Raw genomic sequence first — 26,815 nt, forward strand, 5'->3', positions numbered from 1 at the left:
GAGGGCATAGATGCGCGCCATAATGCGCGTTCCCTTCATCAAGATGCACGGCCTCGGCAACGACTTCGTTGTGCTGGATGCGCGCGTCGACGACGTGCCCGAACTGACCGGCGAAACGGTGCGGCGGCTGGCCGACCGCTTTACCGGTATCGGCTGCGACCAGCTCATTCTTCTCGCGCCGAGCGCGGATGCAGACTTCGCGATGCGCATCTTCAATCACGACGGCGGCGAAGTCGGCGCCTGCGGCAATGCGACCCGCGCCGTTGCCATGCTCCACGGCAAGGAAGCGCGCATCGCCACCGCCGGTGGCCTGCTGCTGGCGTCACCTACCCAAGGCGGGGCGAGCGTGGACATGGGCGTGCCGCGTTTCGACTGGGAAGCGATCCCCCTCGCCTACCCGATGGACACGCTGTCCATGCCGGTCGCCTGGGACATGCTGGAGAACCCCGGCGCAGTGAACGTGGGCAATCCGCATGTAATCTTCTTCGCCGACGATACCGATGCAGTCCCGCTCGATCGTCTCGGCCCCGAGATCGAAAACGATCCGCTGTTCCCCGAACGGGTGAACGTCAATGTGGCCACCATCGTGGCACCCGACCACATTCGCCTGCGGGTTTGGGAACGGGGTGCCGGCCTTACCCTCGCCTGCGGCACGGGTGCCTGTGCCACGGCAGTCCACGCCATGCGCCGCCGCCTTGTCGAGCCCAAGGTCACGGTGACGCTGCCCGGCGGCGATCTCCGGATCGAATGGAGCGAAGGCGGCAGCATTCGCATGACCGGTCCTGCGACCGAAAGCTTCCGCGGCAGCTTCGAATGGGCCGACTACGCATGAATGCGCCGCAAGTCGTCTCGCTAGGTTGCCGCCTGAACATTTCCGAAAGCGAACGCATCCGCGCGATGCTGGCGGGCGAGACCGAGCTCGTCGTCGTCAACAGCTGCGCCGTGACCAGCGAGGCGGTGCGTCAGACGCGCCAGGCCATCCGCCGCGCGCGCCGCGCCAATCCCGACGCTCGCCTCATCGTCACCGGTTGCGCCGCCGAGGTGGAGCGTGATGCTATCGCCGCAATGCCGGAGGTCGACGGCCTTGTCGCCAATACCGCCAAGCTAGACCCGCGCGCGTGGAACGTCCCGCAATCGCCGCCGCCGGTAGCCATGCAGCGCACCCGCGCCTTCGTTGCGGTCCAGAACGGCTGCGATCATGCCTGCACCTTCTGCGTCATCCCCCAGGGACGCGGAACCAGCCGCTCGCTGACCGTGGACGAAGTGGTCGCGGAAGTGGCTCGCCATGTTTCGGAAGGCGCGCAGGAGGTCGTCCTGACCGGCGTCGACGTGACTTCATGGGGTCACGACCTGCCCGGCCGACCTGCGCTTGGCGCGATGGTGCGCACCGTACTCGACAGCTTTCCCGAATTGCCGCGCCTGCGCATGTCCTCGCTCGACGGGATCGAGGTGGACGAGGAACTGTTCGAGCTGTTCGCGGCCGAGCACCGCCTCATGCCGCATCTCCATCTTTCGCTGCAGCACGGCCACGATCTCATCCTGAAGCGCATGAAGCGCCGGCACAGCCGCGCCGATGCCGTGAAACTCGTAACGGAACTCAAACGTCGCCGGGCTGACATCGCCATCGGGGCCGACCTCATCGCCGGTTTCCCGACCGAAACCGGGGAACACCACACTGCGAACCTGTCGATCATTGAAGAACTCGGCATCGTGCACGGGCATATCTTCCCCTACTCTCCGCGACCCGGAACACCTGCCGCGCGCATGCCGCAGGTGGAGCGGGAGGTGGTAAAGCGCCGTGCTGGCGAATTGCGCGCAGGCGTCGCCAAGGTGCGCGCAGAGTGGCTGGCCACGCTCGTCGATAAGCCGCTCTCCGTCCTCGCCGAACGTGACGGGACGGGCTATTCCGAAAACTTCGCACGGGTACGGATGCCCGCGGGTACAAAGGCCGGGCGGATCGTGACGATCGCCCCCAAGACTATCGAGGACGACCTCCTGGTATGAGTAAACCCAGCTGGACCGAGCGCCTGTTCGGCGGCTTCAAGAAGACGTCGGAACGCCTGAGCGAAAACCTCACCGAGGTGGTCAGCAAGGCGCGGCTCGACGATGCCACGCTCGACGATGTCGAAGATGCGCTGATCATGTCGGACCTCGGCCCGAGTGCCGCCGCGCGCATCCGCGCCAAGCTCAAGGACAAGCGCTTCGGCCTCGAAATCAGCGTGCAGGAACTGAAGGAAGCGGTGGCGGAAGAAATCGCCGCCATCCTGCGCCCTGTTGCCAAACCGCTCGAAATCACGGCCTTCCCGCGCCCGCAAGTCGTGCTGGTGATCGGCGTCAATGGCAGTGGCAAGACCACGACGATCGCCAAGCTGGCCCACCTGTTCAAGGAAGACGATTACGCCGTCATGCTGGCGGCAGGCGATACTTTCCGCGCGGCGGCCATCGGCCAGCTCCAGACCTGGGCCGACCGGGTGGACGTGCCCATTGTGCGCGGCCCCGAAGGCGGCGATCCCGCGTCGATCGTGTTCGACGCGGTCAAGAAGGGCACGGAAATCGGCACCGACGTGCTGATTGTCGACACTGCCGGACGCCTGCAGAACAAGCGCGAGCTGATGGACGAGCTGGCAAAGATCCGCAAAGTCCTCGGCCGCCTCAACCCCGAAGCGCCGCACGACGTGGTGCTGGTGCTTGATGCGACCAACGGGCAGAACGCGCTTTCGCAGATCGATGTCTTCAAGGAGGTCGCCGGTGTCACCGGCCTGGTCATGACGAAGCTCGATGGCACGGCACGCGGCGGCGTGCTGGTGCAGGCAGCCGAGCAATACGGCCTGCCCATCCATGCCATCGGCGTGGGCGAGAAAATCGACGACCTGCGCCCGTTCGATCCCGACCTTGTCGCGCGTGTCATCGCGGGGATTGCATGATGGCCGAAACGAGCGAGAAGAAACCCACCGGATGGCTGCACACGCTGGTCGATTACGGCCCGCTGCTGGTCTTCCTCGGCGTCTACAAATTCTCCCAGCCGCCCGCTGATTCCACCTTTGGCGAGATCGCTGCGGTCATCTACGGCACGGTGGCCTTCATGGTCGCTGCCGTGGTCGCGCTGGTCTTCAGCAAATGGAAATTCGGCAAGGTCAGCCCGATGCTGATCCTCTCGACCACACTGATCGTCGGTTTCGGCGCGCTGACCATCTGGCTGCGCGACGAACGCTTCATCCAGTTCAAGCCGACTGCAATCTACGTCCTGTTCGGCGTCGTGCTGATCATCGGCTGGCTGCGCGACAGGGCGTGGCTGCAGGTCCTGCTCGGTGCCGCCTTCGAGGGTGTGACGCATGACGGCTGGCTCAAGCTTTCGCGCAACTGGGGCATCTTCTTCTTCGCACTCGCCGCGCTCAACGAAGTGCTCGTGCGAACCATGAGCTTCGAAGGATGGCTCTGGGCGAAGCTGTGGGTGTTCCTGCCGCTCAGCTTCCTGTTCACCTTCACGCAGATTCCGATGCTGCTCCGCCATGGCCTCTCGTTCGAGGACACGGACGAAGTGATGCAGGACGAACCGCCGACCGGTTGATCAGACATCGTCTCCCGGCGTGATCTTGATCATTACCCGCATCAGCGTGGTGTAGATCAGCACCACCGTTGCGGCCGACAGGCCGACCATCAGCACGGTTCCGGCGAATAGGCCGTCATAGACGTTCTTGAACCACGCCGGCGGCAGTTCCTCAAATTCGCCGATCGGCAGCGCGAACGCCATCAGCAGGAACAGCGAAACGAGCAAGGTGAGCGCCGACAATCGCCCGACCATTGCCACATCACGATAGGCGGAGTGGTCGAAATCCTCGTCCATGCGGCGGATCATCCCGACCAGCGTCAGCATCAGGGCAATGATCGTGGCCGATGCCGTGGCGATGGCCGAACCGAGATATAGGCCGGCGCGCGACAGGGCATTGAGAAGGTCCACCGCCTCTGCGGCGCTGTAGACACGGCCGATAGCGGACCGCGCACCGTATCCCACTAACGCGGCAAGCAGGAAGGTGGCCAACGGCCAACGGTAACAGGTGACAAGCTCCTTCATGCCTGAATTATGAACGGGCGGAGCGGTCGTTCCTGATTGGCTAGATCTCGACCTGGCTCCCCAGTTCCACTACGCGATTGGTCGGCAGGCGGAAGAAATCCATCGCTGTCGCTGCATTCCTGAGCATCCAGGCAAAGATCTTCTCGCGCCAGATCGGCATGCCCGGCTTGTCGCTGGCGAGAAGCGTCTGGCGACTGAGGAAGAAGCTGGTGTGCATCATGTCGAACTTGCCGCCGCAGCGCTCCATCTCTTTCAGCCCCTGCGGGACATCGGTTTCCTGCATGAAGCCGTAATGCAGGACCGCGCGGTAGAAACCGTCGCCGAGATCATGGATTTCGCAACGGTGCACCGCATCGACATAGGGCGTGTCGTCGATCAGCACGGTCAGGATGACCACGCGTTCGTGGAGCACCTTGTTGTGTTTGATATTGTGGAGCAGCGCCGAAGGCACGCCCGCCGTCTGGCTGGCCATGAAGATTGCCGTGCCCGGAACGCGGGTGGCCGAATTCTTCGCACTCTTGGCAAAGATTTCGATCGGCAGCGCGGTCTCGCTCATGCGGTCGCGCATCAGCTTTCGACCCTTGGCCCAGGTGGTCAGCAGGGTGAAGGCGACAAGGCCGACGACCAGCGGGAACCAACCTCCATCAGGCACCTTCACGAGGTTCGCGGCGAAGTAAGCGCCATCGACGATGAGGAAGAACAGCACGATCGGCAGCGCGACCCACCATTTCCACTTCCATACGCCCACGAACAGGACACCCATCAGGATAGTGTCGATCGTGACTGCGCCGGTCACCGCGATGCCGTAGGCGGCAGCGAGGTTGGAAGAACTCTGGAAGGTCAGCACGAGTACGATCACGGCCACCATCAGCGCCCAGTTGATGATCGGGATGTAGATCTGGCCGGCCTCGGTTTCGCTCGTGTGGCGGATCGACAGGCGCGGCATGAAGCCGAGCTGCATCGCCTGGTGCGTGATCGAGAACGCGCCCGAGATTACCGCCTGGCTCGCAATGAAGGTCGCCATTGTCGCGAGGATCACGAGCGGCAGGCGATATTCCTCGCTCGCCAACAGGAAGAACGGGTTCTTCACGACTTCTGCCGCCTGTTCTGGCGGCAGGCCGGCGATCATCGCGCCCTGCCCGAAGTAATTGAGCAGCAGGCACGGCATCACGAAGCCGAACCACGAAAGGCGCATGGGTCCGCGGCCGAAATGCCCCATGTCCGAATAGAGCGCCTCCGCACCCGTCACGGCCAGAACTACCGCGCCGAGGGCAAGGAAAGCGATAACCCCGTCGGTCACGAAGAACATGAAGGCGTAATAGGGATTGAGCGCCCACAGGATGTCCGGGTTCTTGAAGATCTGGTTGAGACCCAGGCCTGCAAGCGTGATGAAATAGATGATCATCACGGGCGCAAACAGCGCCCCGACCTTGGCGGTGCCACGGCTTTGCAAGAGGAACAGGAGTACCAGAAGGACAAGGGCGATCGGGATAACCAGCGGGTCGAGCCTGTGGTCGACCACTGTCAGGCCCTCCACCGCAGAAAGGACGGAGATAGCCGGTGTGATCATGCTGTCGCCGTAGAAGAGCGAGGTTGCGAAGACCCCCAGCAAGACGACCAGCCAGCCGTAACTCGATTGCCCGATGTGGCGGCTGATCAGCGCGATCAGGGCGAGACTGCCGCCCTGCCCCTTGTTGTCGGCACGCATGAGGATCGTGACGTACTGGATCGCCACGACGATCGTCATCGACCAGAAAATGAGGCTGACCACGCCGAGCACGTGCATCCGGTCAATCGCGATATCGACCGCGCCGGAGAAGGTTTCGCGGAATGCGTAGAGCGGACTGGTGCCGATGTCGCCGAACACGACGCCGATCGCGCCCACTGCCAGGGCAGTGCGCGAGGCGGCGTGCCCGTTGCCATGCTGGCCGGATGCGCCCTCGGGGGCCGTATCACCTACGGTCGCGCTGTCGCTCATGGGAAGATGGTGTCCGGCTGCATCAGATGGTCTGCCTGTCCCGAAGGGCCCGTGCTCTTCGCAAGGTCGCGGCGCTTAGCACCGCTGCGCATCGCCCGCAATGGCGAGCGTAGCGCCTGTCACGGAGCGGTATCGCCCTGTTCCTGGGCCATTTCGATGATCGCATCGAGCCTTTCCAGCCGCAACGCCAGCAATTCGCGCCACTCGGCATCGGCAGGTGCAGCCTCGAGCGCTTCGGCCCAGAGCTCGCGCGTCCTGCCCACTTCGCCCGCGCGCAGCCAAGCTAGGCCGAGGAAGTAGCGCGCCCCGCCGTTCTCGGGCGAAAGTGCAGCCGCTTTCTCGAAAGCATGCAGAGCTGCGGGCGTAAGATTGCCCTCGGCATGCTCGACGAGTGCAATGCCGAGGCCGAGCCAGGCCTCGGTATCCGCCGGATTCTCTTCGGTGGCGTTGGCATAAAGACCGGAAGCCTGCGTGAAATCACCGCGGCGAGCGAAGCCGTCCCCGGTTACCACCCAGCGACTCGGCAATTGTCCCTTCCCGAAGAACTGGCGCCGGGCAGCAACGATGAGTTCGCCGCTTTCGGCCTGCATGCGCGCTGCGTCCTTGGGGGATCCGGCCTGCCCGGGAGACCCTTCGATCGCATAGCCGGCAAGGCCGACCAAAAGGGCGGCCCCAAGGATCGTCCACGAGGCACGCGGCAGCTTCAACAGGAATGCCGCAACCACGCAGACGACGAGCGCCAGAGCAACGATCGGCAGCCAGCTCATGCGCGCCTCCGGAAGCGGCGCCATAGGATCGCGCCGACGATAAGCAGGAACACGACCGGCAACGCATAGAGCGGCCAAGTACGCGCGCTGACGACCGGCGCATAGCTCACGTAATCACCGTAGCGCTGCATGAGCCAGGACCGGATGTCCTCCGGTTTCTCACCTGCGGCAATACGGATTCGGACCTGGTGGCGCATATCGCCCGCCATCGGCGCATCGCTGTCGGCAATCGACTGCGACTGGCACTTCAGGCAGCGCAGCGTCTCCATGAGTTCCTGCGCAGCGGCTTCCTGCGCCGGATCGTCCAGCTGGCGATAGGCATAGGGCGCAGGCGGCGCATTGCCCTGCGCGACGAGCGGCATGGCCATGGCCGCCAGCAAGAGGGCGAGCAGCCCCCTCATTGCCCGGCCTCGCGCAGTTTCTCGAGCAGGACCGGTACGTCGTCTGCACGGATGTCGCCGATGTGCTGGTAGGTGATCGTTCCCTTGCCATCGATCACGAAGGTTTCCGGTACACCGGAAGACCCGATGCCCAGCTGTACTTCGGACAGGTCGTCACGACCGATACGCGAATAGGGATTCCCGTGGCGCGCGAGGAATTCGGCCACGTCTGCCGGATCGTCGCGGATGGCAACGCCGACGATGTCCGCGCCCTGTTCCTTCAGAGCTTCGAGCTGCGGCGCCTCGGCGATGCAGGGAAGGCACCAACTGGCCCAGATATTGAGCAGGCGGGGCTTGCCGTCGGCGAAGTCCTTGCTGCTGACCCCGGGCAATCCGTCGGTCGCAGCGGGAAGATCGAAATAGGGCAGCGACTGGCCGATCATCCTGCTTTCGACGAATTCGTCCTTCGGCTGGGTCAGCTGATAGGCCGCCAGCCCCAGAAACAGGGCGAAGAACATCAGCGGAAGCCACATGCGCCAGCCCATCACACCGTCCCCATGTCCGCGCGACGCACCGCGCCCATGCGCCGGATCGAGCGCCGCTTGAGGTCCTGCTGCACCCTGCCGATAATGGCGAGAACACCGCCCAGCGCGACCAGCATGCCGCCGTACCAGATGAAGGTCACGAAGGGCTTCCACCAGAGCCTGAGCTGCCAGCGGCCGTCATTCGCCTCGTTACCCATCACCGCATAGAGCTGCCCGTTCCAGCGGGTCAGCAGCACGCTTTCGGTGGTCTGCTGCGCCGGAGCCCAGAAATTGCGCGACTGCGGTGCGATCGGCTGGGCTTCACCATCCCGGTAACTGGCGAGCATTCTGCCCTCGATTGCGGTCCAGTTCGGCCCTGCAACAGGTTGAACCGATGCAAGTTCGACTTCCCACGGGCCGACCGTGGCCGATTGACCCACTTCCAGCGCGGCGAGCCGCTCGGTCGAGAAAGCGCTTTCGCTCGCCATGCCGAACAATGCGACCGCGATCCCGAAGTGGGCAATGACCATTCCCCAAACGGCAATGGGAAGGCGTTTCAGATTGCGGCCCCTCAGCGGCAGGAAGCTTGCCACTGCCAGCATCACTGCAATGGCTAGGCCCAGCAGCGGGAGCAGCGCGCCGCCTTCGAACAGTGCGAAGAAGATGAGGCCCGCGATCACCAAGGCGGCAATCAGCGCAAGTTCCTTCGATATCCGCGCCCAGCTATCCCCGCGCCAGCGCAGCAGCGGGCCGACTGCCATGGCCAGCAGCATGGGGATGGTGAAGATCGCGGAGACAGGATTGAAATACGGCGGTCCGACCGAAACGCGCACATCGAAGGCCTCGGTCAGCAGCGGGTAGAGCGTGCCGAGCAGCACCACCGCCAGGATGGCGCTGAGCATCACGTTGTTGAACACCAGCGCGCCTTCGCGGCTGGCAACGGCGAAGCGCTCCCCCTCGCTGATCGACGAGGCGCGCAGGGCGAACAGCAGCAGCGCTCCGCCGATATAGATGGCGAGCAGCGCCAGGATGAAGCTGCCGCGTTCGGGATCGACCGCAAAGGCATGGACGCTCGTCAACACGCCCGAGCGCACGAGGAATGTGCCGAGCATGCTCATTGAAAAAGCGACGACGCCCAGCATGATGGTCCACACCCGCAGCGCGTCGCGGCTGGCGAGCACGCTCACCGAATGCAGCAGCGCGGTCGCTGCCAGCCACGGCATGAGCGAGGCGTTTTCCACCGGGTCCCAGAACCACCAGCCACCCCAGCCGAGCTCGTAATAAGCCCAATAGCTGCCGGCGGTGATACCCAGCGTCAGGAACACCCACGCGCCAAGCACCCAAGGCCGCATGGCGCGGGCAAAATCGGGCGTGACGGAGCGGGTCAGCATGGCGCCCACAGCAAAGCTGAAGGCAACCGACAGGCCGACATAGCCGAAATAAAGCGTTGGCGGATGCAGCGCGAGGCCGATGTCCTGCAGTAGCGGATTGAGGCCAAGGCCTTCCATGGCCGGTTCCGGCAGCCGTTCGAACGGGTTGGAGCTCAGGAGCAGGAAGGCATAAAACCCGAGCGCCACGAACCCCTGCGCAGCCAGCGTGGCCTGCATGGTGTTTTCAGGCAGGCGGCGCTCCACCGCCGCGATCAGGCCGCCGGCCAACGCCATGACCGTCACCCACAGCAGCATCGAGCCTTCATGGTTGCCCCATGCGCCCGAAAGCTTGAAAATCAGCGGCTTGAGCGAATGCGAATTCGCGGCGACCAGCTTCACCGACAGGTCGGTGACGGCAAAGACATAAAGCAGCGCAAAGAAGGCAAATCCGGCCAGACCGCCCTGCAGGACGGCGGCAGGCCGCGCGAGACCGGTAATGCCGTCCGCCTCGCCCCCGCGCAGCGCCAGCGCCCCGCCGACAAGCTGGAGCAACGCCAGCGCCGCCGCCAGCCACAGGGCTGCATGGCCGAGTTCTGCAATCATTCGAGGCCGACCGTGGTCTCTTCGGCCATTTCGGCGGCCTGGTGCTCGCTCATGCCTTCCAGTTCGCGCGGCACGTAATTCTCGTCGTGCTTGGCAAGGAGGTTGTCGGCCACGAAGGTGCCGTCCGCCCCAAGCCTGCCTTCCGCCACCACGCCCGAACCTTCGACGAAGAGGTCGGGCAGGATGCCGGCGAACCGCACGGGAATGCGCGAATCCTCGCGTCCGGTAACAGCAAAGGTCACGGTCACGCCGTCCGGCAACGTCTCGAGCGAGCCGGGCTCGACCATGCCGCCGAGGCGCACTGCCTGTCCGGGTTCCGGCGGGTTCGCCGCCATCTGTTCGGGCAGGTAGAAATAGCTCGCCTGGTTGCGCAGCGCATAGGCAGCGAGCAGGCCCGCGCCGACCAGCGCGACCAGCGCCAGCGCAATCAGGACCAGCCTCTGGTGTTTCGCCTTCACTTGCGCCTCGCCTCCTCGCGCCGTTTTTCCGCGCGCTTCATCGCGATCCAGCTCCACGCAATCATGGCGAGCGTGCCGGCGATCGCGACGACATAGGCGGCAACCACGAAATCCCACTGGTCCAGGGCTTCACGCATGTCAGTCCGCCTCCATCGCGCGTCGACGCAGGCGGGCTTCGGCCTGGATGTCGGCCAGCAGCGCGCGCATCCGGGCCAGCACCACGCCGCCGAAAATCAGCGAGAAGCCGAGCACCGCGAGCAGCAGCGGCTGCAGGAAGACCGCGTCGATCGTGCTCTTGCCCATGGTGATGCTGGGCGGCTGGTGGAGCGAGTTCCACCACACCACGCTGCGGTTGATGATCGGGATGTTGATCGCGCCGAGCAGGCCGAAAATGGCCGGGATGCGCGCCGATACGCCTTCACGTTCCGCCGCCTGGGCGAGCGCGATATAGGCCATGTAGAGGAAGGCGAGCACCAGCATGCTGGTGAGCCGGCCGTCCCACACCCACCAGGTGCCCCAGGTCGGGCGGCCCCAGATCGAGCCGGTGACGAGGCAGATCACGGTAAAGACCAGTCCCGGCACGGCAGCGGCGCGCGCGGCGATGGCCGCCAGCGGGTGCCGCCAGACGAGGAAAACGAGGCTGGAAATCGCAATCGCGCTCCACCCGCCCATGCCGAGCCACGCGGTCGGGACATGGATGAAGAGGATGCGCACCGTTTCGCCCATCAGGCGGTCGGGCGGAACCGACGTCATGCCCCAGAACAGCGCGATTCCCGTCAGCAACAGGCCGAGGGCCAGCAGCAGCGGGGTGAGCCACCGAGCCAGACCGAGGAACCGTTTGGGATTGGCAAAGCCGTGCATGATAATGAGCCGTCGCTCGCGCTTTTACAGGTGCGGCCCTGCCCCGCAAGGGGTGATCGAAGGTCTCAGCGCCCGATGAGCGCCTGCGCCATGCGGTCGGCGACCTGGTCGGGCGATTCGCCGGTGCTGTCGCTTTCCTGCCAGATCTGTTCCAGCCGCCCCGGGATCAGCGCGATACGCTTGCGCACCTCGTTGATGTCGCAGGGCGCCTTGTCGTTGCGGCAGAGGTATTCGAGCGTCACAGAAATGATGCCGCCGGCGTTGATAACGTAATCCGGCGCATAGAGGATGCCGCGCTTGGCCAGCATGGGGCCATGTTCGGGCCGCTGCAGCTGGTTGTTCGCGCCGCCGGCAACGACCTTGCAATCGAGACGGGCAATGCCCGCATCGTCGAGGATCGCGCCCAGCGCGTTCGGGCTGAAGACGTCGCAGGTAACCGACATGATCGCGTCCGGCGCAGCGGTGTCGGCACCGATTTCGGTGGCGAGCGCTTCTGCACGGTCCATGTGGATGTCCGACACGGTCAGCTTCGCACCGTCGCGGGCCAGCAGGCGAGCAACGCCGCCCCCGACGCTGCCGGTGCCCTGGATCGCGACGTGGACGCCTTCGACGCTGTCCTTGCCGAGCTTGTGCTTCACCGCGGCCTTGATGCCGAGGAAGATGCCGAGCGCGGTGAACGGACCGGGATCGCCGCCTGCAGCGTCCTCGCCCTCGACCGGGAGGCCGGAAACATACTGGGTGCGTTGCGCTACAGCAGCCATGTCGGCTTCGGAAATGCCGACGTCTTCGGCCGTGACGTACTTGCCGCCGAGCGCTTCGACCGCGTCCGCGAAGGCCGCGAGCATTTCGGGAGTCTTGGTCTTGTTGGCACCGGCCAGGATGACCGCCTTGCCGCCGCCCATGGGCAGGCCGGCCATGGCGTTCTTGTAGCTCATGCCGCGCGACAGGCGCAGCGCATCGCGCATGGCATCCGCGGGCTCGGCATAGTGCCAGAAACGCGTGCCGCCTGCGCCGGGGCCGAGATGGGTGGAATGAAGCGCGATAATCGCCGTCAGGCCGCTCTTCGCGTCGCGTACGAGCTGCACCAGCTCGTGATCGTCGTAATCCGCTTCGGTCCAGAAAGCCGTCATCGCATGCCCCTGCAAGGAGTTGTACGTGACTGCGCAATGGGGAAAAAATGGGGCGATCGACGGGGTTCGAACCCGCGACCTCCGGTACCACAAACCGGCGCTCTAACCAACTGAGCTACGATCGCCACACGCCCCCGGAACGCAGCCGGGTAGGCGGCACATAATCGCGGGGAACCGGGCGTCAACCCGCCTTCCGCAACGGCGCGTGCCTGTTGCACAATGCGCTTCGAATGGGAAGCGAAAAAGCGTCAGGCGGGCCATCTGCGCAACTATCTTTCAGGCCCTTGCAGGGCTTGCAGTCACAGCTATCGTGCAAAGCCATGATCGGACCCGGCGAATCCTCGGCATTACTGCTCTTGTCGCGCCCCGGCGTGCAGCGTGTACCCACCGACCGGCTGGAGCTTTTCCAGCTGCGCGATTTCGTCGGTCCCGAGTTGTGCGCCAGGCTGATCGCCCTGATCGAGAAGGATCGCCGCCCTTCCACCTTGGCCGATGCGGGTGACGACCGGTATTTCCGGACCAGCGAGACCTGCGATCTCGATGCGGACGAGCCTGCCGTGCGCGAGATGGAAGCGCTCTTCGCCGCCCTCAACGGGATCGATCCCGCGCATGGGGAGCCGCTGCAGGGCCAGCGCTACGACGTCGGGCAGGAGTTCAAGGCGCATTGCGACTACTTCAACCGCGACGGGCGCGACTGGGAAAGGTTCTGCTCGGTCTCGGGCCAGCGGACTTGGACCTTCATGGTCTACCTGAACGATGTCGAGGCGGGCGGCGCCACGCGGTTCAAGGCGATCGGCAAGAGCTTCCAGCCCGAAGCGGGCAAGCTGGTGTGCTGGAACAACTGGCGCCCCGACGGGCGGGAAAACCCCAACACCATCCATCACGGCATGAAAGTGCGGCGCGGCGTGAAATATGTCATCACCAAGTGGTACCGCGAAAGGCCCTGGAGCTGGTGACATGATCGAGGGCGGCAAGACTTACGAAGGCGGTTGCCATTGCGGCACGGTGCGGTTCCGCTTCACCATGCCGGCAGAGCCCGTGATCCGGCGGTGCAACTGCACGATCTGCGCCATGAAGGGCGTAGTAATGCTCGACGTGTCGATCGCCGATTGCGAAATCCTGCAGGGGAAAGACGCGCTCACCCTCTACACCTTCGGCAGCGGGCAGGCGAAGCACCGCTTCTGTTCGAAATGCGGAATCCACCCGTTCCACCAGCTGCGGTCCGAACCCGATCATTACGGCATCAACCTGGCCTGTATCGAGGGCATGACCATCTACGACCTGCCGGAGATTCCCGTCTTCGATGGCCAGAACCACCCAGGTGACGGCGGCGAATACGGATATGTCGGGGTAATGCGGTTCGAACGCCACCGAAATTGATCCCGATCAATCCCTTGGGGTATCCTACGCGCTAGCCTACGAAGCGAGACAGACCGAAGGGACCGAGGAATGACCGAATACAGCGACCTGCAGGACCGCCTGAAGACACGCCTTGCCGACCTGCTCGAACGCGCAGAGGTGATTGAGGACGATCTGCGCCACCCGCTGGATGCCGATTCGAGCGAGCAGGCGGTCGACCTTGCCGATGACGAAGCGCTGGAAGGCGTCGACGATGTGCTTCGCGCCGAGATCGTGCAGATCCGCTACGCCCTGCAGCGGATCGAGAACGGCACCTATGGCACTTGCGCCAAATGCGGGAAAGACATCGCCCGCGCGCGGCTCGAGGCACGCCCGATCGCCACGCGCTGCATCGACTGCGCCGACTAGGATCCCCAACGAGAAAGGGCGGCCCGACCGGACCGCCCTTCCCTGATCTGTCGATCGCCGGAACGCTTACTTCTTGAGCGTAAGGCCGCCGAAACGCTTGTTGAAGGCTGCAACGCGGCCGCCTTCGGCGATCTGCTGCTTGCCGCCGGTCCAGGCCGGGTGGCTCGTCGGGTCGATGTCGAGCGTCAGCGTATCGCCTTCGCTGCCCCAGGTCGAGCGCGTCTGGAATTCCGTACCATCGGTCATCTTGACCGTGATCGTGTGATAATCGGGGTGCCCTTCGGCCTTCATGATAAACGTCCTTATAGCTTCGGAACGGTTCCGACCGGTCCAGCTGTTTGTGGAGAAGGCGCGCGGGTAGCGCCGCACGCGCCGATTTGCAAGCCTTATCGCTCGCCCGGTCAGGCCGGCTGCCGGCTTCGTACCCGCCGCGTAAGCACATCGCGCAGCCAATTGCGGACTGGCCTGTCCCAGATCTTGTCGAGATACAGGGCCAGAACGATCAGCAAGGCCCAGGACAGGCTGGCCGGAACACCAGCCGCGTCGAGCACCAGAAGTCCGGTCACATGGATGCAGTAAAGCGGATAGGACAGGTCGCTGAGCCGGTCCGCGATCCGCACCTGCGGCACTTCGAACCGCAGCGCGAAGAGCAGGGCAGCAGGGACTGCAAGCAGAACAAATGCCAGTGCGGCAATATCGTCCTTCGTCGGCACCATGCACATGGCGGCGACCGCACCTGTCGGTACCAGCCAGGCAAGCGCGGTTTCCTTGCGGACCGCATTGGCTCCGGCGAGATGGCGGTATGCGAGCATCCCGAGCACGAACGGGAACGCAAGACGTGCCAGACCGTGCGGCAGTGCAAACCAGAAAGCCCCGAATTCGTGGAATGGCGGACCTTTGCCCAGCACCAGTGCTGCCAGCATGATGCCGCACGTCCCGCACATCAGGACAAGCGTGCGCGTCGACAGACGGTAGAGCCCGCAGGCGAATACGACATAGGCGATCATCTCGAACAGGAGCGACCAGTAAACCGGCGTGAGCGGGAAGAGCGATCGCGCGTCCGGATCGGGCACGAGGATCAGTGACCCTGCCCAACCGCCGACGAGCACCGTAGGAACCGCCCCTAGGAAGAGCATCGGCCAGAGGCGCGCGATACGAAGCTTCATGAAGGTCGCGGCCGGAAGGCCTGCCGCCAGCCTTTCGCCATAGCTCATCGCGATGACAAAACCGCTCATGGCGAAGAACAGGTCGACCGCTAGAAAACCGCCGGGCACGAGGTCGGATCCGCCCGGCGTATGCCAGACCATCACCGCAATCGCGGCCATGCCCCTCATGGCATCGAGAGTCGCGTAGCGTGAACCCTGCATCATCGCAGCGGTTACTAGCAGATTAGGGTTATCAGGCAGTTAGCGTCCGGTGCGGACGATTGCGCGTTTGGGAGGCGCCTATTCCGGCGCGTCGGCGATCATCGCGGTGAACTGCACTTCACACGTCACCTTGCCGTCGACGCTGGCCTCGCCTGCGAACTTGCACACGCGGGCACGCTTCTGGACGAAGCTCGCCTTGAGGTCGAGCAGCACGCCGGGCGTGACCGGCGCGCGGAACTTGGCGTTCTCGATCGCCATGAAATACACCAGCTTGCCCGACCCTGCGAGGCCGAGGCTTTCCACCGCGAGCACGCCGGCGGCCTGCGCCAGCGCTTCGATCTGGAGCACGCCGGGCATGATCGGTGCGCCGGGGAAATGGCCCTGGAAGAAGTCTTCGTTGAAGCTGACCGCCTTGATCGCGTGGATGCTCTCGTCGGGGACGAGTTCCTTGACGCGGTCGACGAGCAGCAGGGGATAGCGATGCGGAAGGCGCTTCAGCACCTCGACGACGTCGAAACCGGTCTCGCTCATGCCCCTGCTCCCTGTCTTGCGCTGCTTAGCGGCCGGTCGGTGCCGGCTGCTGCTGTTGCTGCTGTGCGGCAGCCTGCTGGCGGGCGGCAGCGACCATGAGGATCTGCTGGACCTGCTGGAAGGCACCGATCGCCTGCTGGCTGGGCTGCCAGGTCTGCGGCGGCGTGATCTGCACCGAAGGCACGCGGGCGTTGAGCGCAGCCACGACCTTTTCGGTCATGTTTGCGGCCGGGACCGAGTAGGCGACGGCGTCGGGAGCCAAGACGACCTGAACGTTGTTCTGCTGGACGACGGTCTGCAGGGCAGCGTTGTACTGCAGGAGAATCTGCTCGATCGCGTAGACGCGGGCGCTGTCGATCTGGGCCGAAAGCTGGGCGCTTTCACGGTCCAACGTCTGCAGCTGGGTTGCCTGCGGTGTGTTCTGGGCAGCCTGCTGCTCGGCTTCGTCGAGCTGGCCGTCCTTGTTGGTGTCGAGCTGCTGGAGCAGGGTCTGCGCCTGCTGCTGCTTCTGCTGGATCTGCTGGATCTGCGAGGCATAGGTCGTCGAGATCTGCTGGTAGGCGGTCGCACGGGCCGTGGTGGCGGCGATGGCAGCCGGCGCGCTCACGATGCCGATGTTGCCGCTGACCTGCGCGGCAGCAGGCGTGGCGGCCATTGCGGCGGCGGAAAGGCCCGCAGCGGCGAGCGTCTTGGAAATCAGTTTCATTAGAATTGCGTTCCTACATTGAAGGAAATGGTCTTGGTGTCGTCACCCGGCTGTTTCTTGATCGTCTGGGATAGATCGATCCTGAACGGCCCGAAGGGCGAGTTCCAGTTGACCCCGATACCCGCGGTGATGCGGGGGCTGATGCTGTCGCCGAACAGGACTTCGCGGTAATAGCCGCTCGGTTCGAGAGAGATGGCGTTGGCGTTGCCGTCGGCATCGAACTGGTCGAACGTGTCGCCGATGATCGGATCGCCGTCCGTATTCAGGAGCGGATCGCCGTCCTCGTCATACAGCGGGCCGGTATAAACCAGCTGGCCACTGACACTGCGCTGGAAGCTGTTCGGGAAATCGTCGAGCTGCGGCGTATCGATTGCGAAGAGCGAGCCTACGTCCACCCAGAGCGAGGGACGGATGCCCATTTCGCGCACGCCCGAACCCAGCGGAATCTCGAGCTCTGCACGGGCGAGGTAATAGGCACGACCACCCAGCGCATCGTCGAAGGCGCGGTTCTTGGTCTCGCGGAACTGCTCGATCGTCTCGAGGACGCGCGGCGTCGTCGGATCGGCATCGTCGTCGAGATACTGCAGGCGCACCACGCGCGGACCAACGCCGCGAATGTCGAAGCCGCGGAACTGCGGTTCGCCGAGGAAGAAGCGGTCGGTCAGGCGCACGTCGTCGAAGCCGGGCTCCGCACGTTCGCTGAGCGCGTGGATCCAGCCGCCTTCCGCGTTGAGCGAGAAGATGAGGCCACTGCCGAGGTCGAACCACTTGCCCATGCGCGAACGCATGCGCAGGTATTTCACATTGCCGCCGAGGCCGGCGAATTCCCCGGTGATGCTGATCTGTTCGCCGCGCGTGGGACGGATGCGGCTGTCGAGATTGTCGAAGTTCAGCGTCGCGCCGAGGATCGACACGGTACGCGTGCCGACCGCTTCACAGATGAAGCGCGACTGCTGGCATTCTGGTTCGCCGTCGCCGTCAATGTCCGAGAAGAAGCCGCTGCCGATCGACACGTCTTCATACTGCAGCGTGTAGCTGCCGACGAGCGACATGTATTCCGAAAGCGGCACGCCGGCGCGCAGGCTGAAGCCGGTCTGCGCCTGCTTGTAGCGGTTGAAATCGGTCGCGAAGAAGTCGTTGTCGTATTCGCGGTGATAGATGTCCGCGCCGAGCGAGATGTTGCGGTCGAACACATAGGGTTCGGCAAAGCTCACCTGCGCCGACTTGGAATAGCGCGAATAGTTGACGCTGAGGCCGATGGTCTGGCCGCGGCCGCGGAAGTTGCGCTGGCGGATCGAGCCGGCGAGGATGAAGCTCTGGATCGAGGAGAAACCGGCCGACAGCTGCAGTTCGCCGGTCGGCTGTTCCTCGATATTGGCTTCGAGCACGATGCGGTCGGGGGCGCTGCCTTCCGACTGGGCGATCTCGAAGTTTTCCTGGAAATAGCCGAGCGAGTTGATGCGCGCTTCCGAGCGCTTGATCGCAAGGCTGTTGAAGGCATCGCCCTCCGCCACGCGGAATTCGCGGCGCACGACCTTGTCCTGCGTCAGCGTGTTGCCGTTGACGTCGATACGCTCGACATAGACACGGGGCGCTTCGCGGATGGCGAAGGTCACGTCCATGGTCAGGGTTTCCGGATTGCGCGTGAACTGCGGGGCTACGTCGGCGAAGGCATAGCCGAAGGTGCCGGCCAGTTCGGTCAGTTGCTCGACGGTGTTTTCGACGCGTTCGGCATCGTACCATTCGCCGCTCTGCATCGGCAGGCGCTGGGTCATGGTGTCGCTGTCGAAGTCGCGCAGCTGGCTTTCGACCTTCACATCGCCGAACTTGTAGCGCTCGCCCTCTTCCACCACGTAGGTGATGATGAAGTCTTCCTTGTCCGGCGTCAGCTCGGCGACGGCGGAAACGACGCGAAAGTCGGCATAGCCCTGAGTCAGGTAGAAGGTGCGCAGCTGCTGCTGGTCGAAGGCCAGGCGGTCGGGATCGTAGCTCGTGTTGGAGCTGAAGAAGGTCCACAGGCGCGACTGCTTGGTGACCATTTCGCCGCGCAGCTTGCCGTCCGAAAACGCCTCGTTGCCGATGATGTTGATCTGGCGGATCTTCGACTTGGGACCTTCCTCGATCTCGAAGACGATATCGACGCGGTTCTGGCTCAGCTGGACGAGCTTGGGTTCGACCGTGGCGGCGAAGCGGCCCTGGCGCTTGTAGAGCTCGATAATGCGCGCAACGTCGGCGCGGACCTTGGAACGGGTGAAGATCTGGCGCGGCGCGAGGCGGATTTCCGGCAGGATCTTGTCGTTCTTGATCCGGTCGTTGCCTTCCAGGATGATGCGGTTGATCACCGGGTTCTCGACCACGGTGATGACCACGTCGCCGTTGTTGTTCGTCACCGAGACGGTGGAGAACAGTTCGGTCGCCGACAGGTCCTTGATGACCTGGTCGCCTGCTGCGGCGGTATAGGCATCGCCCGGACGAAGGCGGATGTAGGACAGGATGGTCTGCGGTTCGAGACGCTGGGCACCGGCAACGGCGATCGAGCGGACCGTGTCTTCACGGAACATCGACTGCGGGGCAGCCTGCTCGCCTTCCTGGGTGTCCTGCGCCAGTGCCACCACCGGCACGCCGGCCAGCACCGTTCCGGCCAGCAGTCCGGCGACGAGACGCGCGCCGTGGGGTTTCCTATTGCTCGCGGCGTTCGCAAATCCAGTCATCGACAAGGGAGTTCCCGTCCTCAAAAATACAAAAGACGCCTTGCGGAGCGTCTGGAGGCCCCCTGCCCCATGCGCGCCAGGCAATCAAGCCGTGTGACGCCGCAAACGCGCCTTCACAAGGCCCTGTCCCCGCCTAATTCCCGAAGAACGGGAGTTTGGCGATATCGATGAAGGTGACGAATACCATCAGTGCAAGCACGATTGCCACACCGGCCCGGTAGGCCACCTCCGTACTACGGGGGCCCAGCGGTTTGCGGCGGACTGCTTCCGCTGCGTAAAATGCCAGGTGTCCGCCGTCGAGCGCCGGGATTGGCAGGAGGTTGATGAATGCCAAGTTAAGCGAGATCAGCGCTGCCAGGTTGAAAAATGCAAGCGGCCCGAGGCTCAACTGTTCGCCGGCAAACTTGCCGATCGTGACCGGTCCGCCCAGTTCCTTGACCGACCTGTCGCCCACGACGATCTGCTTGATTCCGGTCACCATCATGTCGACCAGCTTGCCGGTCTGCTCCACCGACAGACGCGTCGCCTCGATCACGCCCACGGGCTCGAACGACATGGCCGAGGAATAGATTCCGATGCGTCCGATGCGCGAGACATTGCCGAAGCGGTCCTCTTCCTCGACGTCGGCGATGGTCACCGGAACGTCGATCGTGCCGCCGTCGCGTTCCACGCGCATGACGATGTCCTTGCCCGGGTACATCATGACCCGGTCCTGGATGTCGTCGAATTCCGTCACACGGTCGCCATCGATGGCGACGATCCGGTCGCCTTCCTCGATCCCGGCATCGCGCGCAGCCGATTCCTCGGAAAAGCGCACCACTACGTTGGTCTGTTCGGGATCGGCGATCACCGGCTTGCCGAACATCATGAAAAAGCTGGCGAGGATCGCGAGCGTCACGAGGATGTTCATCGCCGGACCGGCAAAGACTATCAGCGCACGCTTGCCGAGGCTGGCATGGTGGAAGCTGCCTTCCCGCTCTTCCGGCGTCGCATTGGCGATCTCTTCGGGGTTGGGAACGCTGGCCGGGTTCATGTCGCCCTTGAACTGGACATAGCCGCCCAGCGGCAGGGCGCTCAATTTCCACCGTGTGCCATGTTTGTCGGTGAAGCCTGCGATTTCCTTGCCGAAACCGACCGAGAAGGCTTCCGCCTTAACCCCGAACCAGCGACCCACGAGATAGTGGCCCAGTTCGTGCAACGTTACCAGCGGCCCCAGCAGCAGCGGGAAACCGATGATGTACATCCAGAAGGGGATCGATCCGTCCAACTCAGCAATGCTCCAGCATGGCGCTTGCGCGCATCCGCGCATCCTCGTCAACGCGCAGGACCTCTTCCAGGGTCCGCGGCGGTGATGGAAGTTCGGTTTCCGTAAGAATGCGCTCCACCATTAGCGCAATCCGGCTGAACGGGATGTTACCTCCAAGGAAGGCCGCCACCGCTACCTCGTTCGCGGCATTGAGCACGGCCGGGGCCGCCCCGCCCGCTTGCGCCGCCTCGCGCGCCAGCCGAGTGGCGGGAAACCGCTCCTCGTCCGGCGCGTGGAAGGTCAGCTCGCCGATGGCCGCGAGATCAAGCGGGTCCATCGGCGTTTCCATGCGTGCAGGGTATGCGAGGCAGGAGGCGATCGGCACGCGCATATCAGAAGGCCCGAGCTGCGCCAGCGTCGATCCGTCGCGATATTCGACCATCGAATGGATCACGCTTTGCGGGTGTACCACGATACGGATGCGGTCGAGGCCGACGGGAAACAGGTGATGCGCCTCGATCAGTTCGAGGCCCTTGTTGAACATGGACGCGCTGTCGACGCTGATCTTGGCGCCCATGTCCCAGTTGGGATGCGCGATGGCCTGTGCAGGCGTCGCCTTGTCGAGCTGCTCTTTCGTCCAGGTGCGCAGCGGCCCGCCGCTGGCGGTCAGCGTAATGGTGCGCACTTCTTCCATCCTGCCGCCCTGAAGACACTGGAAAATGGCATTGTGCTCGCTGTCGACGGGCAGCAGGCGTGCGCCGTGTTTGGCTACGGCCGCAGTCATGACCTCGCCGGCCGACACCAGCGCTTCCTTGTTGGCGAGCGCGACAGTGGTGCCCTGCTCGATCGCTGCCATGACCGGGCCCAGCCCTGCACAGCCCACGATGGCCGCCATGACGATATCGACCTTGCGCGAAGCCGCTTCGCACAGCGCCTTGCGCCCTGCGGCAGCCTCGATGCCGGAGCCTGCCAGCGCGTCCTTCAGCGCATCGTAATGCCGCTCGTCCGCGATTACCGCGACCTCTGCCTCGAATTCGCGCGCCAGCCGGGAGAGGTCCGCGACGTTTGAATGGGCGGTCAGCGCCGCCACCTGCCATTCACCGCGATTGCGCCGCACGAGGTCGAGCGTGGAGGCGCCGACCGATCCGGTGGCGCCGAGGATGGAAATGCTACGCGTCATGCAGGCATGCCGAGGAACAGGCCTGCAATCAACACCACGGGGATCATGCCGTCGGTGCGATCGAAGAAGCCGCCATGACCCGGGATCAGGTTCGAACTGTCCTTCACGCCCGCCTTCCGCTTGAGCCAGCTTTCGAGAAAATCACCCGACTGTGCCGCAACCGCCAGCACCGTGCCGATCAGCACAATGATGCCCGTCTCGCGCGGGTCGAAGCCCATGGTGGTCGGGCCGCTCGTCTGGCGGGCTGCGAAATAGATGAAAGCCGCAAGCCATGTGCTTGCCCCGACGATACCGCCGAGCAGGCCGGCCCAGGTCTTGGACGGGCTGATGGAAGGCGCGATCTTCGGCCCGCCTAGTGCGCGCCCGAAGAAATAAGCGCAGGTATCGACGGCGATGACCGTTCCCACCACGCCAACAATCATGGGCGCCGGAAAGCGGGTCAGGATGATGCCCGCTGCCGCGATGTAGAGCGTGCCGGCGATGATGCCGACGAAGCGGTTGGCCGCCTTTCCGGTCGCCTTCAGCACCAGCAGGACGAATTCCACCAGCGTCGCCAGCACGACCGCGATGATGAACCAGTCGAGCCACGGGTCGCCTGCGACAAGTGCGCCGATCGCCACCGCCAGCATTACGACCGCAGAGGCGATCCGGACCGGCAAATCGGCATTCTTTTTCGGCGCCAAGGCCTCAGCGTCCCCCAAATCGTCTCTCCCGCCCTGCAAACTGGTCGAGCGCATCCATCAGGTGCGCCGGCGTGAAGTCGGGCCACAACACGTCGGTGAAGATCATTTCCGCATACGCCGCTTGCCACAAGAGGAAATTGGACAGGCGCACTTCGCCGCTGGTGCGGATCAGCAGGTCGAGCGGCGGCAAGTCGGCGGTATAGAGGTTGGCGGCAATGCTTTCCTCGGTCACCTCGCCAGCCGCTGCCGCCTTGGCCGCGGCCTGCACGATTTCCGCCTGCGCCCCGTAATTGAGTGCGACGGCCAGCGTTCGCGAACCGTGCGCGGTCTTCGCCAGCGCATCCTCGAGCATTTCGACGATATCGGGCGCAAGCGATTGCCAGTCGCCGATTATCTTGAGGCGGACGTCATTGGCAATGAATTCGGGCAGGTCCGATTTGATGAACTTGCGCATCAGGTTCATCAGGTCGTCGACCTCTTCTTCCGGACGCTTCCAGTTCTCGCTGCTGAAGGCGTAGAGCGTCAGGCACTCGATCGAGGTGTCCTTCAGGCTACGCACGAGCTCGCGCACGGCCTCCACGCCCTTCCTGTGGCCCATCACCCGCGGCAGGTGCTTGCGCTTCGCCCAGCGGCCGTTGCCATCCATGATGATGGCGACGTGGCGGGCGGTCTTTTCGGGAGAGGTCACAGGGCCATCCGATCGCACAGGGCGAAGGCGGGCCGCATCGGCGCCCCTGCCTGCCCTAACGGCCCGGGGCCGCGGCAGGCTGGCGCCGCGCGGCTCACTTCGTCAGGATTTCCTGGACCTTCTTCTCGACCGCCGCGTCGGTTTCGGCGACGTGCGTGTCGGTCAGCTTCTGGACCTCGTCCTCCGAACGCTTGCGCTCGTCTTCGGAGATTTCCTTCTTCTTCTCGTCGTCCTTGAGCGCTTCCATGCCGTCGCGGCGCACGTTGCGGATCGCGATCTTGGCCTTCTCGCCATATTCGCCCGCCAGCTTGGCGAGGTCCTTGCGGCGTTCTTCGGTGAGGTCGGGCATCGGCAGGCGCAGCGTCTGGCCGTCGATCATCGGGTTGAGGCCGAGGTTCGCCTTGGCGATACCCTTCTCGACCGCGATCAGATTGGCCTTGTCCCACACCTGCACGCTGAGCATGCGCGGTTCGGGGGCCGACACGGTGGCGACCTGGTTGAGCGGCATCATCGCGCCATAGACTTCGACCACGACCGGATCGAGCAGGCTGGTGTTGGCGCGGCCGGTGCGCAGGCCCGACAGGTCGCCCTTGAGGCTTTCCACGGCGCCCTTCATGCGGCGCTCGATATCGGCTTTGTCGTATTTGGCCATGGTGGCTTCCTCGTCTCTCTCGTGTGTTCTTATGCGGTGTGATCGGTAACGACGGTCTGGACGCCCTCGCCCGACAGGACGCGCGCCAGATTGCCCTTCTCGCGGATGGAGAAGACCACGATCGGAATGTCGTTGTCACGGCACAGCGCCACTGCGCTCGCATCCATGACCTTGAGATTGTCTGCCAGCACCTTGCCGTAACTCACGGTTTCGTAACGCGTGGCCGACGGGTTGGACTTGGGGTCGCTGTCGTAGACGCCGTCGACGCTGGTGCCCTTGAGCAGCGCGTCGCAATTCATTTCGGCAGCGCGCAGCGCAGCACCGCTGTCGGTGGTGAAATAGGGTGCACCGACACCGGCGGCGAAGATCACGATGCGACCCTTTTCGAGGTGGCGTTCGGCACGGCGACGGATCACCGGCTCGCACACCTGGTCCATCTGGACCGCGCTCTGCACGCGGGTCTGGACGCCGAGCTGTTCGAGCGCGCTCTGCATTGCCAGCGCATTCATGACCGTGGCCAGCATGCCCATGTAATCGGCCTGCGCGCGGTCCATGCCCTGCGCCGCCCCGGCCATGCCGCGGAAGATATTGCCGCCGCCGATGACGAGGCAGATTTCGAGGCCCGTTTCCTTGGCCGCCTTAACTTCCTTCGCCAGTTCGAGGACGAAAGCGGGATCGATCCCGAACTGCTGGTCGCCCATCAGCACCTCGCCCGACAGCTTCAGGAGGACGCGGTTCATCTTGGGGAGAGTCATGGCAGGCGGAGAATCCGTATGAATGGTGGGATGCGGCTCCTTAGCCATGAAGACGGATGCGCGCAAAGGGAAAGCCCCACGAACCCTGGCGGAAGCGGGACGCAGCCGTTGTGCGCGACAGGAGCGTGAGGGAAAAAGAAGTGCCACCTCCCCGTTTCCCGGGGGCTACCCAATTTCTCTCAACGGTGCGACCCGAAGGGATCAGGGGCGCGCGAAAGCCCGCAGGTGACGATGGCGATGTAGCAGAGTTCCCGCGCGAAAAAAGTCGGTTTTGTGGCAGGGTCGCCCCCCCACCCCTTAATCTGCACAATTGGCCGCAGGCATGAAAAAGGGGCTGCCCGCGCATGGCGGACAGCCCCTTTTCGAATTTGCCTGGAAGGAGGCTTAGCCGGCGACGGCGGCAGCCACTTCGGCTGCGAAATCGCTTTCTTCCTTCTCGATGCCTTCGCCGAGCTGGAAGCGGACGTAGTCCACCAGTTCGACCTTGGCGCCGACGTCCTTGGCGGCCTGCTCGACAACCTGCGCGATCGGGGTCTTGTTGTCGATCACGTAGACCTGGCTGAGCAGGGCGTTTTCCTTGGCGTACTTGTTGACCGCGCCGTCGACCATCTTGGCCTGCACTTCGGCGGGCTTGCCGCTTTCGGCAGCCTTTTCGGCAGCGATGGCACGCTCGCGCGCGATCACTTCGGCGTCGAGGCCTTCTGCGGTCAGCGCCTGCGGGAAAGCAGCGGCGATGTGCATGCCAAGCTTCTTGCCCAGTTCTTCCAGTTTGGCCTTGTCGCCTTCGCTTTCAAGAGCGACGAGCACGCCGATCTTGCCGAGGTCGGGAGCGACAGCGTTGTGCATGTAGGGCACGATCACGCCGTTGGTGACCGAGACGGTCTTGATGCGGCGGATCTGCTGGTTTTCACCGATAGTCGCGACGTTGTCGGTCAGCTTTTCGCCGACGGTACCGCCATCGGGGTAAGCAGCAGCCTTGAGCGTGTCGACGTCGTCGCCGGCAGTGGCGAGCGCGGTCTGCGTGGTCTTGCGCACGAAGTCCTGGAACTTGTCGTTCTTGGCGACGAAGTCGGTTTCCGAGTTCACTTCGACGGCAACGCCCTTGGTGCCTTCGACGGCGATGCCGACGAGGCCTTCTGCAGCGGTGCGGCTCGACTTCTTCTGGGCCGTTGCCAGGCCCTTGGCGCGCAGTGCGTCGACTGCGGCTTCGATGTCGCCATTGGCGGCTTCGAGAGCCTTCTTGGCATCCATCATGCCCGCGCCGGTCTTCTCGCGCAGGGCCTTCACGTCAGCGGCAGTGAATGCAGCCATGATACTTTCCTTCTCAAATCAGTGTGCGGGCACCGGGCCAGCTGGAGGAGCGGCCCGGCGCGTATCGTCGCATTGTGACGGGCGCATGGCGCGCCCGTCAGTCAATTGCCGGTCAGGCGACGGCTTCTTCCGGCGGATTTTCCATCGCGCCGACGTCTGCACCCGAATCCTGGATGCCTTCGCCCTTGCCCGAACGGGCTGCTTCGCTGACGGCGTCGCAGTAGAGCTTGATGGCGCGGGCAGCGTCGTCGTTGCCCGGGATCGGGAAGGCGATACCGCTCGGGTCGACATTGGTGTCGAGCACGGCGACGACCGGGATGCCGAGAACGTTGGCTTCCTTGATGGCCAGATCTTCCATGTTGGCGTCGATCACGAACATCACGTCCGGAATACCGCCCATGTTGCGGATACCGCCAAGCGACATCTCGAGCTTGTCGCGCTTGCGCGTCAGGTCGAGGATTTCCTTCTTGGTCAGGCCGGCGTTGTCACCCGCCAGACGCTCGTCGAGGGTCTTGAGGTACTTGATACGCTCGCTGATGGTCTTCCAGTTGGTGAGCATGCCGCCCAGCCAGCGGTGGTTGACGTAGTGCTGGCCCGAGGCGAGCGCGGCTTCGCGGATCGCGTCCTGTGCCTGGCGCTTCGTGCCGACGAAGAGCACCTTGCCGCCCGAACGGGCAGTCTGGTTGATGAAGTCGAGCGCGCGCGCGAACAGCGGCACGGACTGCGACAGGTCGATGATGTGGATGCCGTTGCGCGCGCCGAAGATGTACGGCTTCATGCGCGGGTTCCAACGGTGGGTCTGGTGGCCGAAGTGTGCGCCGGCCTCGATCAGTTGCTGCATGGTGACGGTAGGAGCCGCCATGGTCATTTCCTTTCCGGTTATACCTCTGGAAGGCAGGAACCCGTGGTGCGGAATATCCCGCGGCCGGGCACCGGTATGTGCGCCTTCCATGTGGATTTGCCCGCTGTATGACCGGCCCGAATTGGCCGAATCTCAAGCGAACGGCGCGCCCTTAGCGGGCTTTTGCAGGCAAATCCAGACTCGATTCACCGCTAAAAAAGGGAATCCGGGCGC

30 protein-coding genes and 1 tRNA gene are annotated in these 26,815 nt (G+C 64.1%); 7 read left to right on the forward strand and 24 right to left on the reverse strand.

Going from position 1 to position 26,815, the window contains the following annotated elements:
• Positions 1 to 22: 22 nt before the first annotated feature.
• Genes dapF through GRI42_RS06330 form a run of 4 tightly spaced genes read left to right on the forward strand, consistent with a single transcriptional unit; the run spans position 23 to position 3,568 of the window.
• Positions 23 to 832, forward strand: coding sequence for a diaminopimelate epimerase (gene dapF, locus GRI42_RS06315; protein ID WP_160607469.1), 810 nt, complete (start codon positions 23 to 25; stop codon positions 830 to 832).
• The gene (locus tag GRI42_RS06320) at positions 829 to 2,004 is read left to right on the forward strand and encodes a MiaB/RimO family radical SAM methylthiotransferase (protein ID WP_160607470.1); all 1,176 of its coding nucleotides are present in this window, start codon (positions 829 to 831) and stop codon (positions 2,002 to 2,004) included. Before dapF ends, GRI42_RS06320 begins: the two co-directional genes overlap by 4 nt.
• The gene (gene ftsY / locus GRI42_RS06325; protein WP_160607471.1) at positions 2,001 to 2,924 is read left to right on the forward strand and encodes a signal recognition particle-docking protein FtsY; all 924 of its coding nucleotides are present in this window, start codon (positions 2,001 to 2,003) and stop codon (positions 2,922 to 2,924) included. Before GRI42_RS06320 ends, ftsY begins: the two co-directional genes overlap by 4 nt.
• Positions 2,921 to 3,568, forward strand: a complete 648-nt coding sequence (locus tag GRI42_RS06330) for an inner membrane-spanning protein YciB (protein WP_407692154.1) — start codon at positions 2,921 to 2,923, stop codon at positions 3,566 to 3,568. Before ftsY ends, GRI42_RS06330 begins: the two co-directional genes overlap by 4 nt.
• On the opposite strand, the gene GRI42_RS06335 is transcribed toward GRI42_RS06330, so the two are convergent.
• The 11 genes from GRI42_RS06335 to GRI42_RS06380 all read right to left on the reverse strand — a co-directional run bounded on the left by GRI42_RS06335 (position 3,569) and on the right by GRI42_RS06380 (position 12,268).
• Complete coding sequence (locus GRI42_RS06335) at positions 3,569 to 4,039, reverse strand: hypothetical protein (RefSeq protein WP_234033873.1); 471 nt, start codon at positions 4,037 to 4,039, stop codon at positions 3,569 to 3,571.
• Between the two features lie 73 nt (positions 4,040 to 4,112).
• Complete coding sequence (locus tag GRI42_RS06340; RefSeq protein ID WP_160607474.1) at positions 4,113 to 6,050, reverse strand: potassium transporter Kup; 1,938 nt, start codon at positions 6,048 to 6,050, stop codon at positions 4,113 to 4,115.
• Between the two features lie 119 nt (positions 6,051 to 6,169).
• A complete protein-coding gene (locus GRI42_RS06345) occupies positions 6,170 to 6,817 on the reverse strand; it encodes a tetratricopeptide repeat protein (protein WP_160607475.1) in 648 nt (215 codons plus the stop codon).
• Positions 6,814 to 7,218, reverse strand: coding sequence for a cytochrome c-type biogenesis protein (locus tag GRI42_RS06350; protein WP_160607476.1), 405 nt, complete (start codon positions 7,216 to 7,218; stop codon positions 6,814 to 6,816). Before GRI42_RS06350 ends, GRI42_RS06345 begins: the two co-directional genes overlap by 4 nt.
• Positions 7,215 to 7,742: a DsbE family thiol:disulfide interchange protein gene (locus GRI42_RS06355; protein ID WP_160607477.1), complete on the reverse strand. Its 528-nt coding sequence runs from the start codon at positions 7,740 to 7,742 to the stop codon at positions 7,215 to 7,217. The genes GRI42_RS06350 and GRI42_RS06355 overlap by 4 nt, the downstream gene beginning before the upstream one ends.
• Positions 7,742 to 9,694, reverse strand: a complete 1,953-nt coding sequence (locus GRI42_RS06360; RefSeq protein WP_160607478.1) for a heme lyase CcmF/NrfE family subunit — start codon at positions 9,692 to 9,694, stop codon at positions 7,742 to 7,744. The genes GRI42_RS06355 and GRI42_RS06360 overlap by 1 nt, the downstream gene beginning before the upstream one ends.
• On the reverse strand, positions 9,691 to 10,152 hold the full coding sequence (gene ccmE / locus GRI42_RS06365; RefSeq protein WP_160607479.1) for a cytochrome c maturation protein CcmE: 462 nt from the start codon (positions 10,150 to 10,152) through the stop codon (positions 9,691 to 9,693). The genes GRI42_RS06360 and ccmE overlap by 4 nt, the downstream gene beginning before the upstream one ends.
• Positions 10,149 to 10,289 carry a hypothetical protein gene (locus tag GRI42_RS13825; RefSeq protein ID WP_170290004.1) on the reverse strand — a complete coding sequence of 47 codons (141 nt, stop codon included), beginning with the start codon at positions 10,287 to 10,289 and terminating at the stop codon, positions 10,149 to 10,151. Before GRI42_RS13825 ends, ccmE begins: the two co-directional genes overlap by 4 nt.
• 1 nt (position 10,290) lies before the next feature.
• Positions 10,291 to 11,013 (reverse strand): heme ABC transporter permease CcmC, encoded by a 723-nt coding sequence (gene ccmC / locus GRI42_RS06370; protein WP_160607480.1) that lies wholly within the window; start codon positions 11,011 to 11,013, stop codon positions 10,291 to 10,293.
• A 65-nt stretch (positions 11,014 to 11,078) separates the two neighbouring features.
• A complete protein-coding gene (locus GRI42_RS06375) occupies positions 11,079 to 12,143 on the reverse strand; it encodes a Leu/Phe/Val dehydrogenase (RefSeq protein ID WP_160607481.1) in 1,065 nt (354 codons plus the stop codon).
• A gap of 48 nt (positions 12,144 to 12,191) precedes the next feature.
• A tRNA-His gene (locus GRI42_RS06380) sits at positions 12,192 to 12,268 on the reverse strand.
• Between the two features lie 195 nt (positions 12,269 to 12,463).
• Between GRI42_RS06380 and GRI42_RS06385 the strand changes: the two genes are divergently transcribed.
• The 3 genes from GRI42_RS06385 (at position 12,464) to GRI42_RS06395 (ending at position 13,910) form a co-directional block, all read left to right on the forward strand.
• Entirely contained in the window at positions 12,464 to 13,099 is a 636-nt protein-coding gene (locus tag GRI42_RS06385; RefSeq protein ID WP_160607482.1) for a prolyl hydroxylase family protein, read from the forward strand.
• Between the two features lies 1 nt (position 13,100).
• On the forward strand, positions 13,101 to 13,523 hold the full coding sequence (locus GRI42_RS06390; protein WP_234033874.1) for a GFA family protein: 423 nt from the start codon (positions 13,101 to 13,103) through the stop codon (positions 13,521 to 13,523).
• A gap of 69 nt (positions 13,524 to 13,592) precedes the next feature.
• Positions 13,593 to 13,910 carry a TraR/DksA family transcriptional regulator gene (locus GRI42_RS06395; RefSeq protein ID WP_160607484.1) on the forward strand — a complete coding sequence of 106 codons (318 nt, stop codon included), beginning with the start codon at positions 13,593 to 13,595 and terminating at the stop codon, positions 13,908 to 13,910.
• Positions 13,911 to 13,976: 66 nt separating this feature from the next.
• On the opposite strand, the gene rpmE is transcribed toward GRI42_RS06395, so the two are convergent.
• The 13 genes from rpmE to rpsB all read right to left on the reverse strand — a co-directional run bounded on the left by rpmE (position 13,977) and on the right by rpsB (position 26,602).
• Positions 13,977 to 14,201 (reverse strand): 50S ribosomal protein L31, encoded by a 225-nt coding sequence (rpmE, locus tag GRI42_RS06400; protein WP_160607485.1) that lies wholly within the window; start codon positions 14,199 to 14,201, stop codon positions 13,977 to 13,979.
• A gap of 110 nt (positions 14,202 to 14,311) precedes the next feature.
• Positions 14,312 to 15,280, reverse strand: coding sequence for an acyltransferase family protein (locus tag GRI42_RS06405; RefSeq protein ID WP_160607486.1), 969 nt, complete (start codon positions 15,278 to 15,280; stop codon positions 14,312 to 14,314).
• A 75-nt stretch (positions 15,281 to 15,355) separates the two neighbouring features.
• Positions 15,356 to 15,808: a 3-hydroxyacyl-ACP dehydratase FabZ gene (fabZ, locus tag GRI42_RS06410; protein ID WP_160607487.1), complete on the reverse strand. Its 453-nt coding sequence runs from the start codon at positions 15,806 to 15,808 to the stop codon at positions 15,356 to 15,358.
• 25 nt (positions 15,809 to 15,833) lie between these two features.
• Positions 15,834 to 16,514 carry an OmpH family outer membrane protein gene (locus GRI42_RS06415; RefSeq protein WP_160607488.1) on the reverse strand — a complete coding sequence of 227 codons (681 nt, stop codon included), beginning with the start codon at positions 16,512 to 16,514 and terminating at the stop codon, positions 15,834 to 15,836.
• The gene (gene bamA / locus GRI42_RS06420) at positions 16,514 to 19,225 is read right to left on the reverse strand and encodes an outer membrane protein assembly factor BamA (protein WP_160607489.1); all 2,712 of its coding nucleotides are present in this window, start codon (positions 19,223 to 19,225) and stop codon (positions 16,514 to 16,516) included. The genes GRI42_RS06415 and bamA overlap by 1 nt, the downstream gene beginning before the upstream one ends.
• A 133-nt stretch (positions 19,226 to 19,358) precedes the next feature.
• Positions 19,359 to 20,468: an RIP metalloprotease RseP gene (gene rseP, locus GRI42_RS06425; protein ID WP_160609106.1), complete on the reverse strand. Its 1,110-nt coding sequence runs from the start codon at positions 20,466 to 20,468 to the stop codon at positions 19,359 to 19,361.
• Between the two features lie 25 nt (positions 20,469 to 20,493).
• Positions 20,494 to 21,651 (reverse strand): 1-deoxy-D-xylulose-5-phosphate reductoisomerase, encoded by a 1,158-nt coding sequence (dxr, locus tag GRI42_RS06430; RefSeq protein WP_160607490.1) that lies wholly within the window; start codon positions 21,649 to 21,651, stop codon positions 20,494 to 20,496.
• A complete protein-coding gene (locus GRI42_RS06435) occupies positions 21,648 to 22,334 on the reverse strand; it encodes a phosphatidate cytidylyltransferase (protein WP_234033876.1) in 687 nt (228 codons plus the stop codon). Before GRI42_RS06435 ends, dxr begins: the two co-directional genes overlap by 4 nt.
• A 4-nt stretch (positions 22,335 to 22,338) precedes the next feature.
• Positions 22,339 to 22,980: a polyprenyl diphosphate synthase gene (uppS, locus tag GRI42_RS06440; RefSeq protein WP_160609107.1), complete on the reverse strand. Its 642-nt coding sequence runs from the start codon at positions 22,978 to 22,980 to the stop codon at positions 22,339 to 22,341.
• 136 nt (positions 22,981 to 23,116) lie between these two features.
• Entirely contained in the window at positions 23,117 to 23,674 is a 558-nt protein-coding gene (gene frr, locus GRI42_RS06445; protein WP_160607492.1) for a ribosome recycling factor, read from the reverse strand.
• Positions 23,675 to 23,703: 29 nt separating this feature from the next.
• Entirely contained in the window at positions 23,704 to 24,429 is a 726-nt protein-coding gene (gene pyrH / locus GRI42_RS06450; RefSeq protein WP_160609108.1) for a UMP kinase, read from the reverse strand.
• A 384-nt stretch (positions 24,430 to 24,813) separates the two neighbouring features.
• The gene (tsf, locus tag GRI42_RS06455; protein ID WP_160607493.1) at positions 24,814 to 25,740 is read right to left on the reverse strand and encodes a translation elongation factor Ts; all 927 of its coding nucleotides are present in this window, start codon (positions 25,738 to 25,740) and stop codon (positions 24,814 to 24,816) included.
• 112 nt (positions 25,741 to 25,852) lie between these two features.
• Positions 25,853 to 26,602 carry a 30S ribosomal protein S2 gene (rpsB, locus tag GRI42_RS06460; protein WP_160607494.1) on the reverse strand — a complete coding sequence of 250 codons (750 nt, stop codon included), beginning with the start codon at positions 26,600 to 26,602 and terminating at the stop codon, positions 25,853 to 25,855.
• Positions 26,603 to 26,815 lie beyond the last annotated feature (213 nt).

The sequence above is a fragment of the Qipengyuania gaetbuli genome, assembly GCF_009827315.1.
Classification (GTDB): domain Bacteria; phylum Pseudomonadota; class Alphaproteobacteria; order Sphingomonadales; family Sphingomonadaceae; genus Qipengyuania; species Qipengyuania gaetbuli.